Origin of the sequence: Herpetosiphon giganteus, from assembly GCF_016907925.1 — a bacterium.
Classification (GTDB): Bacteria; Chloroflexota; Chloroflexia; order Chloroflexales; family Herpetosiphonaceae; genus Herpetosiphon; species Herpetosiphon giganteus.
Genome location: NZ_JAFBCZ010000020.1, coordinates 109,457 through 117,998 on the forward strand (window position 1 = coordinate 109,457; position 8,542 = coordinate 117,998).

Below are 8,542 nucleotides of genomic sequence, written 5' to 3' on the forward strand. Positions count from 1 at the left end.
TTTTTGCTTTCCCAAAGGCATTATGTGGTTGTTACAATCGAAAAATTCACCCTGATCGTGATTTAGGAATCTTCTTGCTCCCCTTCCGCATGTTCCTAAACCGACCAGTAAACTCTTGGCAAATCTTGCTCAATCACACAACCCTTAATCAATAACTTGGCTGGATGTTCGGATAGGTATCTGATTAAACGATCTGAATTGGCATTGATTCGGATGTCTTTAATTAGGTCATTACTTCACGTTTCAAGGTTTTAACCAAGCCTTGGTCAACGCTTTTTAGCGCTATTCGTCGCAATACCCAACCTGCATGCTCGTTGAGCACGCAGCATCGTTAAGCTTGGCAAAAATCGAGCATATCGCTCAATTGATTCAAATACTGCGCCAAGCCCAGCTTTGCTATACCCAAAAATATTGATTGCCCTAGAAAATTCATGTGACGCTACACGTAGCAAGGAGTTCGCAGTGATCTTAATCATTACCAAGCTTTTAACCGATACAACGGTGGTGAGTGTCCGTGAGCTTTTGGAGGCGCAGGGTCAAGAAGTTGTCGTATTAAGCCAAGAAGTTATGGAGCAAAACGCCTCATTCCGCATCAATCGGGCAGCAGATGGTACAGCGCAAGCAATTTTACGCTTAGCTGAGCGTGAAATTAATTTTGCAACTGATGTGAGTGCTGCATGGATTTGGCGTAGCTGGCGACCAGAACCATTACTTGAACGCTATCAGCAATTGGCCAAACAACACGACGAATGGAATTTCTTTTCTGGCGAATGGGGCGCATTATATAAAGGTATCGTCTTAGCACTCAAATGTCATAATATTTTCTGCATCAATCCGCCACCATTTCACGATGCCTTTGAAGAAAAATGTGCGCAGTTATGGATTGCAGCTGATGTAGGTTTTAATATCCCTGATACGCTTTTTACCGCCCACCTGCCCTATGCCCAAGATTTCTACGAGCAACACGCCGATTCAATTATTTATAAGCCGTTTCGACCATTTTTCAAGATGATTCCGGCAAAAGATGAAGAGCCAAGCAAAATTGCCAAGCTATTAACTAATCGGGTTTCGAAGCAACACTTTAGCAATGCACGTAATGCAGTTCCCACGCCTGGCATTTTCCAACCTTATGTCGACAAAGCCTTTGAACTGCGAATTGTAGTCGTTGGCCGCGAAATTTTTGCCTGCTCGATTCACTCGCAAAGCAGCGAACGAGCGCGCGAAGATTGGCGACGTTACGATATTCCCAACACGCCGCATCAAGTATATGTCTTGCCTGATGATTTAGCCGCCAAAGTGCGCAACTATATGGATCGCTTGCAGCTGGTATTTGGCAGCATCGACATGATTGTCACGCCTGAAGGCGAGCATATTTTCCTCGAAATCAATCCCAATGGCCAATTCGATTGGATTGCCCGCCTCACCGGCATGCCAATTTATGAACATTTTGCAGCAATGTTGCAAGCTGCCAGCATCGATTATCCGATTCCTTTGGCTCAGGAGGCTGTTAATGCTCAATAAGACGTTAATTTATCGCCGCTTACCATGGATTCGCGCCTCGGAAGGGCGAGATTGCGGCCCCTCGGTCTTTGCATCGGTAGCGCATTTCTACAAACATCGCATTACCTTGGAGCAAGCGCGCAGTTTGGTTGGCGCTGATCGCAATGGCACAAGTTTGGCCGGTTTGCGCGATGGCGGGCGGGCAATTGGGCTTGAATCGCGCCCAGCCCAAGCAATTTATAGCGCCCTGCAACATGTGCAACTGCCAGCAATTGCCCACCTCAAAGGGGGCGAAGGCCATTATGTGGTGATTTACAAATGGTCGCCAAACTCGGTGGTTGTGCTTGACCCCAGTCGAGGTTTGCGCACGCTCAGCAAAACCGAATTTGAAGCCATGTGGAGTGGCTATTTGGTTGAATTCAAGCCAACCGCAGCCCTCAAACCACGCGAGCTTGAAGTTAAGCCGCTCAAAACCTTGCTGCAACTTGCGCGCCAACATAAGCTTATTTTGGGTATTGTGCTGTTTTTTGCCCTGCTCGCAACCTCGTTAGGCTGGATAACCTCGTTTTTTATGCAAATCTTAATTGACTCGATTTTGCCTAATCGCGATCAAGCGTTGCTTTTTGCTTTAGGCGTAGGCTTAATTTTAGTCAGTGTTTTTCAATCGGCGCTCCAATTTGGCCGTTTATGGCTCAGTGCACGGGTTGGGCAACGAGTGCATCAAAGTTATTCAGCCAAGTATATTGATCGCTTGTTGCGCTTGCCGATGAAAGTTTTTGATGTACGTTGTATTCCTGGCTTGGTATTACGCGTAACGCAGGCCGATGGAATCCAATTGGCACTCTCCGAAGGCTTAATCACGATTTTGGCTGATACAGCGATGTTTGTCACTGCATTAGGCATTATTGCCTTCTATAATCCAATTGCTGCATTAATTGCTGCGGCGGCGTTGCCATTAGTTTGGTTTGTACTCTTCTCGCTGAATGATCGGGTTTATAACGCACAATTATCATCAATTATTCATATGGAGGAATTCACTTCGCATATGGTTGATGTTTTTGATTGTGTACGAACGATCAAAGTTTTTGGCGCAGAAGAACAATATAAAGCATTGCTTAACGAGAAATTAGCTAATTTTACCAAATCGCGGATGGATAGCCGGATCAATATTGCTTTGCCGAGCGCATGGAGTGTTTTGGCAACCTCGTTAATCACTGCTTCGATTTTATGGTATGGCAGCAGCCAAGTATTTGCAGGCAGCATGACACCAGGCGAGTTGGTGGTGTTATTTGGCATGGTTGCCTTCTATTTACAACCAATTCAACGCTTGCCAGCAACAATTCTGAATATGCGCACAGCATTATTGGGAATTGAGCGTATGGATGAAATTATGACTCTGCCTGATGAGGAATCGCGGGCGAATGATGTTGTTGCTTTACCAGAAGTCAAAGGCGAGATTAAATTCAACGATGTGCATTTTGCTTATCTGCGCAACAAAATGGTGCTGAAGAAACTTAATTTTGAAATCAAGCCTGGCGAAACAGTAGCAATTGTGGGCGAAACTGGCTCTGGTAAAACATCATTGGCAAATTTGATCGCAGGATTTTATTTGCCAACTCACGGCGATGTATTAATTGATGGGATTAGCACGCGCCAAATCAAGCCTGATGAATTACGTAACGCAATTAGTGCTGTTTTTCAAAATACGCGCTTGATGCAGCAATCAATTCGCGAAAACATTACATTAATGCGTGATACTGATCTAGAATTAATTCGCAATGCAGCAAAAATTGCCCAAGCAGATGAATTTATTGCAGGCCAGATGTATGGCTACGAATCGCAAGTAGCGCGCGGCGGCGATAATTTCTCCTCAGGCCAAGGCCAACGGATTACGCTTGCGCGAGCGTTGCTCAAAAACGCACCAATTTTAATTCTCGATGAGGCCACAAGCAACTTAGATAGCGCGACCGAACAAGGCTTTTTGCAAGCCCTCGAAGAAAATCGGGCTGGCCGCACAACTGTGGTTATTGCCCATCGGCTTAGCACAATTTTACGCGCCGACCGCATTTTGGTGATGGATGCTGGCGAAATTATCGAATCGGGCAGCCATGAGCAATTATTGGCTCAAGCTGGCCACTACTACAATTTGATTAAGGGTCAGCTTACCAAGCCACTCAGCGAGCCAATCGAGCAGATAGTCACAACCAATTTGAATCAACGAACAGCCTAAAATTCAATGCCCTGCTGTTTTGCAGTCAAGGCAGCAGGGCATTCGCCCTTTGATTTAGAAACCATCGTTAAGAAAGGTTGGTGCTACATCGAGCGTTCTATCAAGCTACGAAGCTGACAGAACAATCATATTCGAGTATTTTTACGCTAAAATATCACAGATAATCACCAATAAATAGCAAAAATCATTCAATATTGCTATCTTTGGATATATTTATTTAATATTCAATCAAATTCTATATTTATAAAAATCATTATAAAATCTAAAATATATCTATATTAACCTTGACATTAACCAAATTATTTCTATAATCATGATCATTGCTGGAACGAACAAAAATTCGCCAAAAAGTCCATTAATCTCGACTAATTGAAGAGGAACGATCATGCAAGAACAAACAATGCTGGCAGCCAAAAGCGAAGAAGTGATTATTTTCGGCTTGACCTATCTCGAAGAAGAAGCTGCTGAAATCAACGATATTGTTGGTTGTTTGCTGCCAATTGGTAGTGGTGGTTACACCTCAACTGGCTGCGATGATACCGATGGCGGCAACCCAGGCGAACTAATTCCCTAAGCAATCCAAGGCTGATCTGTGGCAATTTCGCATATTAAGGAGTCGCATTCAATGGAATCCAAAAACACCAACATTGAAGCAATGCCAGTTATTTTTGGCTTGACCTACCTCGAAGAAGAAGCTGCTGAAATTAACGATATTGTTGGCTGTATTGTGCCAATCGATGGCTATACGACAACTGGTTGTGATGATACCGATGGCGGTAATCCAGGCGAAATGATTCCTTAATCGACCTCGATTTATTCGTGCGGCGAGTTTGTATCAAGGAGTAGCATTCAATGGAATTCGAAACTACCCAAATCGAAGAGCTGCCGGTTATTTTTGGCCTGACCTACCTCGAAGAAGAAGCTGCTGAAATCAACGATATTGTTGGCTGCTTGATGCCAATTGATGGCTATAGCTCAACTGGCTGCGATGATACCGATGCAATTCCCTAGGCCAAACTTTTCGGCAGCAACAAACGCCATTTGTGTGTAAAGGAGTGCAATTCATGGAATTTGAAACCACCCACACTGACGAAACGCCCATGATCTTCGGCCTGACCTACCTCGAAGAAGAAGCCGCCGAAATTAACGATATTGTTGGCTGTTTGGCCCCAATTAATGGCTATTCGGGCACTGGCTGCGACGATAGCGACGTTCCTCCAGGCACCCAAATTCCCTAAACCTACAGAACATTAATTTCTTCCAGCAAGCAAACGAGCCGTGGATTTACCATGGCTCATTTGGTTTAAGCAGCAATAAACGATTATTCAGCATGAAAATTCGCTATAATGACAATCGAGAAGGATTTGGAGCCACCCGATGGCATAAAGGAAGCGCCTCATGGATTTGCTCGCAGCTGAAGTGCCAAGCCTCATTTGGCGATTAATCGAACTCCGCGACCTACTTTTAGCGCAACAGCACAGCTTTGAGAGCATCTGTCAAACATTAGCCAACCCGTATCCTGCTGGGCAATCTGGCCAACGAGCATTTCGGCGCGACTTGCATAGCTTGCGCGCCTTCGGCTATCAGATTGAGGTTGAGAACAAGCCAAAACGCTGGAAGATTAGCACGAATCAGTATGTATTGGCTGATGACGACCTTGAAGCCCTGATGGCAATTCGCGATCTTTTTGGGTTTGGCCATCCCATAACACCGCAAGTTAAGCAATTTATCGCCCGTTTGACCAGCAATTTATCGCAGGCCCAACAAACGACTTGGAGGCGGCGGCCAGCCCTGCGCGTCGCGTTTAATCCAGCGATTGATTATACGCCCTATGCGGAATGGATTCGTTTTTTTGAAAAAGCCATTCGCCTGCGCCAACAAGTGAGTTTTTATTACCGATCGCTGAGCAGCGATCAGCCCCAACTACACCCACGGATCGACCCCTACGAGCTAGAATATCGCGATCGGCATTATTATCTGCTGGCCTATTGCTATCGCTATGGCATGATTTTAACCTTTCGGCTTGATCGCATGATCTTTGATTCGACCAAGAAGTCGCCAGAATTATTGCCAGATATGCAGCAACTGCGGCGCGAACGGCGCAAAATTCATTTTACCTATCGTTTACCTGCTGCGTTTGCCAGTGGTGGGGTAAGCGAGCGATTTATGATTGAAGCGATTCGTTATGTCGATGATGAAATCGAGATTGATGCCAGCGAATTTAGCGAATTTCAGATTATTCGAATCTTATTGGGCTATGGCGAACATGCCCGCTTGATCAAAGGGCCTGAATCATTATTTGCACAACTGCGCAGCGTGATTGCAGCGATGTATGCGCATTATCACGCAAACGCAGCACAAGAAACGAGCGAATAAGTGGCAAAAAGCGTTGTTTATTGCAGCAAACCAAGCTAATCGCGCCATGTTTTAGCTAATGATTGAATTAATTGCTTATGATCAGCAATCCGCTCACCCCCCCCTTCTGTATGAATCCGCTCAATTGTAATCGATCCAAGTCTGGTAATGTATAGGCTAACAAATGTTTGCTATAGCATCAACAAGTTTCAGTATCCTCGATGCGGATCGATTAATTGAAATCACTGGGCATCGGTTGCATCTTGGTTGCCGCCCAAGTTTCAGTATCCTCTCTGCGGATCGATTAATTGAAATTAAAACGATCAACAAGGGCTGATTGCATTTTTCCGAGTTTCAGTATCCTCGATGCGGATCGATTAATTGAAATGCGGCGCATACAACCGCCTAGCACTGGCTTATCAGTTTCAGTATCCTCTCTGCGGATCGATTAATTGAAATCCTTTCTTGATGTTGACCCACTGAAAGCGAATGATGTTTCAGTATCCTCTCTGCGGATCGATTAATTGGAATGCACTCAGTGAGCATGTGGCCGCGAAAACGCCGTGGTTTCAGTATCCTCTCTGCAGATCGATTAATTGAATTTGAAATAAATATTAAAATCGGCCCAACCTTGGTAGTTTCAGTATCCTCTTTGCGGATCGATTAAAGGAGTGTCGATCGGTCGCCACGCGGTTTGAGAAACTGGCCCTGAACTATCTTGGATTCGTCCATCTGGCGATCATTCAACGCTTGGTTCGTATCCTTGCACCAGCGACATCAGGATCCTGAATTATCAGACAGAGCCTAATTGAATTAGTCGCCCGTCTCGTCGTCAATCACCCCATAAGTCCTCTTCGTGGGGTAACCCGATAGCATAGACCGCTGCTCCTTGGATAGCAATCTGGCAGGATAGCATCTAAGACCGCGGAACGCATGTATCAAAAATCACAAAAAGAACCCTACTCTGACACTAAATTAGTGAGAAACTGACATCAGGAAAGGGTATACGTCAGAATGACAGTACGAGGATGAACGTTGCTGCCATGCACTCGTCATGCTCTTTTCGATGGATGGTGATTATACATTGAGAAAGGGTCTCTTCATATCGATGAAGAGACCCTTTCAGTCGTAGAGTGCAGAAGTCTCTCTTTACTGGTTGAGGGGTGCGGCAAGGCTGGTCACGAGACTCGGACGAATCGGATAGATCGCCCATGCCCAGTCACTCGCGAGCATTAAGTTGATCGGAACATGCCATGGACTAATTTCTGGTTTATCCGCGACGAGTAATCCGTGGGGTTCAATCGGACTACGACATCCAGGGCAGGCAATGTTGTTCAACATCGGTTCCATGATGAAGCGATCAAAGATATTGTTCGGATCGACATACATCCGATGTTCTTCCCAATCGATTAGCATAATGGTATCGCAGCGCGGGCAGCGCAGAAACATACAGTCGAGATTGGTTGATGCATCCTTGAGCCGTTCACGAATGGCATCATCATCGATATCGATGTTGGTGACAACGCTATCAGGCATCAAACACTCCTTGTGCAATACAAGCAGTAGTGGAGTTTCACTGCTGCTCATTGGCGTTGGCGTATTCAGTTATGATCGAGGATTCCATTGATTAAGGCATATCCATATTATATGCCTTAATCAGCATATCAGTTCCTAGTTTGAAGATCATTGTCATATATGTCTCATCTTTTGTCCCGATGACACGCCCCATTTTAAGTGCACGGCCCCCCGAAACATGGCAACGAACAGGTGTTCTTTATCATTTTACCTCCGCTCACGGATCATCAAGGGAATCCGCGATCATCGCATGGTCCTCCTCGGGATCAGGTGGCTGATCCCTGTGTGCTAATATCGAGTGAGACAGATTCCATTGGCTGAGATCCGTTCTGATCAGGGCGCGAGGAACCTTCCATGGACGACATGAACCACCCGACTGACCGACCAACGTTGACCACCGCCGAGCGACAGGCCATCCTGGACGAGTATGACTCCTACCCGCGTGGCGACCCACGGTGGGGAGCGATCCTTCGTCAACATGGGCTGTACACCTCGCAACTGGCCAAGTGGCGACAGCGCCTTCGTCGGGGCGCGACCACCTTGGACAATCAGCGCCCTGGCCCCGTGCCCCAGCCCGCCAATCCGCTGGCTGATGAGAACGCCCGGCTTCGCCGCGAGAACGCCCGCCTCCAGCACCAGCTGACCAAGGCCACCGCCATCATCGATATCCAAAAAAAAATGGCCACGCTGCTTGGACTGGCATCAGCCGCGCCGATGGACAACGAATCATGATCGCCAGCGTGCACGACCTTGCCCCCATCGTCGGAATGACCGCTGCGTGTCAGGCGCTTGGGGTGCCGCGCAGCACGGTCTACCGCCGCCAACGACCCGCCGCCGTGCGGCGGCAGCGCACCGTCCGTCGCCATCCGCGTATGCTCAGTC

At 46.7% G+C, this 8,542-nt stretch carries 9 protein-coding genes and 1 CRISPR repeat array; of the genes, 8 read left to right on the top strand and 1 reads right to left on the bottom strand.

The window, feature by feature from the left end:
• Positions 1-462: 462 nt before the first annotated feature.
• From JOD20_RS17625 to JOD20_RS17655, 7 genes are all read left to right on the top strand, one after another.
• A complete protein-coding gene (locus JOD20_RS17625; protein ID WP_204756526.1) occupies positions 463-1,521 on the top strand; it encodes an MvdC/MvdD family ATP grasp protein in 1,059 nt (352 codons plus the stop codon).
• On the top strand, positions 1,511-3,730 hold the full coding sequence (locus JOD20_RS17630) for a peptidase domain-containing ABC transporter (RefSeq protein WP_204756527.1): 2,220 nt from the start codon (positions 1,511-1,513) through the stop codon (positions 3,728-3,730). The genes JOD20_RS17625 and JOD20_RS17630 overlap by 11 nt, the downstream gene beginning before the upstream one ends.
• A gap of 385 nt (positions 3,731-4,115) precedes the next feature.
• Positions 4,116-4,304 (top strand): herpeto-tandem family RiPP, encoded by a 189-nt coding sequence (locus tag JOD20_RS17635; RefSeq protein WP_204756528.1) that lies wholly within the window; start codon positions 4,116-4,118, stop codon positions 4,302-4,304.
• Positions 4,305-4,355: 51 nt separating this feature from the next.
• The gene (locus JOD20_RS17640) at positions 4,356-4,532 is read left to right on the top strand and encodes a herpeto-tandem family RiPP (RefSeq protein WP_204756529.1); all 177 of its coding nucleotides are present in this window, start codon (positions 4,356-4,358) and stop codon (positions 4,530-4,532) included.
• Between the two features lie 50 nt (positions 4,533-4,582).
• The gene (locus JOD20_RS17645) at positions 4,583-4,741 is read left to right on the top strand and encodes a herpeto-tandem family RiPP (RefSeq protein ID WP_204756530.1); all 159 of its coding nucleotides are present in this window, start codon (positions 4,583-4,585) and stop codon (positions 4,739-4,741) included.
• Positions 4,742-4,794: 53 nt separating this feature from the next.
• Complete coding sequence (locus JOD20_RS17650; RefSeq protein ID WP_204756531.1) at positions 4,795-4,968, top strand: herpeto-tandem family RiPP; 174 nt, start codon at positions 4,795-4,797, stop codon at positions 4,966-4,968.
• A gap of 160 nt (positions 4,969-5,128) precedes the next feature.
• Positions 5,129-6,106 (top strand): helix-turn-helix transcriptional regulator, encoded by a 978-nt coding sequence (locus JOD20_RS17655; RefSeq protein WP_204756532.1) that lies wholly within the window; start codon positions 5,129-5,131, stop codon positions 6,104-6,106.
• 185 nt (positions 6,107-6,291) lie between these two features.
• Positions 6,292-6,755: direct repeats of the CRISPR family, unit length 33 nt; unit sequence GTTTCAGTATCCTCTCTGCGGATCGATTAATTG.
• A gap of 479 nt (positions 6,756-7,234) precedes the next feature.
• On the opposite strand, the gene JOD20_RS17665 is transcribed toward JOD20_RS17655, so the two are convergent.
• Positions 7,235-7,621 carry a hypothetical protein gene (locus tag JOD20_RS17665; RefSeq protein ID WP_204756533.1) on the bottom strand — a complete coding sequence of 129 codons (387 nt, stop codon included), beginning with the start codon at positions 7,619-7,621 and terminating at the stop codon, positions 7,235-7,237.
• A 393-nt stretch (positions 7,622-8,014) separates the two neighbouring features.
• Between JOD20_RS17665 and JOD20_RS17670 the strand changes: the two genes are divergently transcribed.
• Positions 8,015-8,392, top strand: coding sequence for a transposase (locus JOD20_RS17670; RefSeq protein ID WP_204756534.1), 378 nt, complete (start codon positions 8,015-8,017; stop codon positions 8,390-8,392).
• The last annotated feature ends 150 nt before the right edge of the window (positions 8,393-8,542 follow it).

Coding starts and splice junctions, on each gene's coding strand:
- JOD20_RS17630 (WP_204756527.1), top strand. CDS start 1,511: ATGCTCAATAAGACGTTAATTTATCGCCGCTTACCATGGATTCGCGCC.
- JOD20_RS17635 (WP_204756528.1), top strand. CDS start 4,116: ATGCAAGAACAAACAATGCTGGCAGCCAAAAGCGAAGAAGTGATTATT.
- JOD20_RS17640 (WP_204756529.1), top strand. CDS start 4,356: ATGGAATCCAAAAACACCAACATTGAAGCAATGCCAGTTATTTTTGGC.
- JOD20_RS17645 (WP_204756530.1), top strand. CDS start 4,583: ATGGAATTCGAAACTACCCAAATCGAAGAGCTGCCGGTTATTTTTGGC.
- JOD20_RS17650 (WP_204756531.1), top strand. CDS start 4,795: ATGGAATTTGAAACCACCCACACTGACGAAACGCCCATGATCTTCGGC.
- JOD20_RS17655 (WP_204756532.1), top strand. CDS start 5,129: ATGGATTTGCTCGCAGCTGAAGTGCCAAGCCTCATTTGGCGATTAATC.
- JOD20_RS17665 (WP_204756533.1), bottom strand. CDS start 7,621: ATGCCTGATAGCGTTGTCACCAACATCGATATCGATGATGATGCCATT.
- JOD20_RS17670 (WP_204756534.1), top strand. CDS start 8,015: ATGGACGACATGAACCACCCGACTGACCGACCAACGTTGACCACCGCC.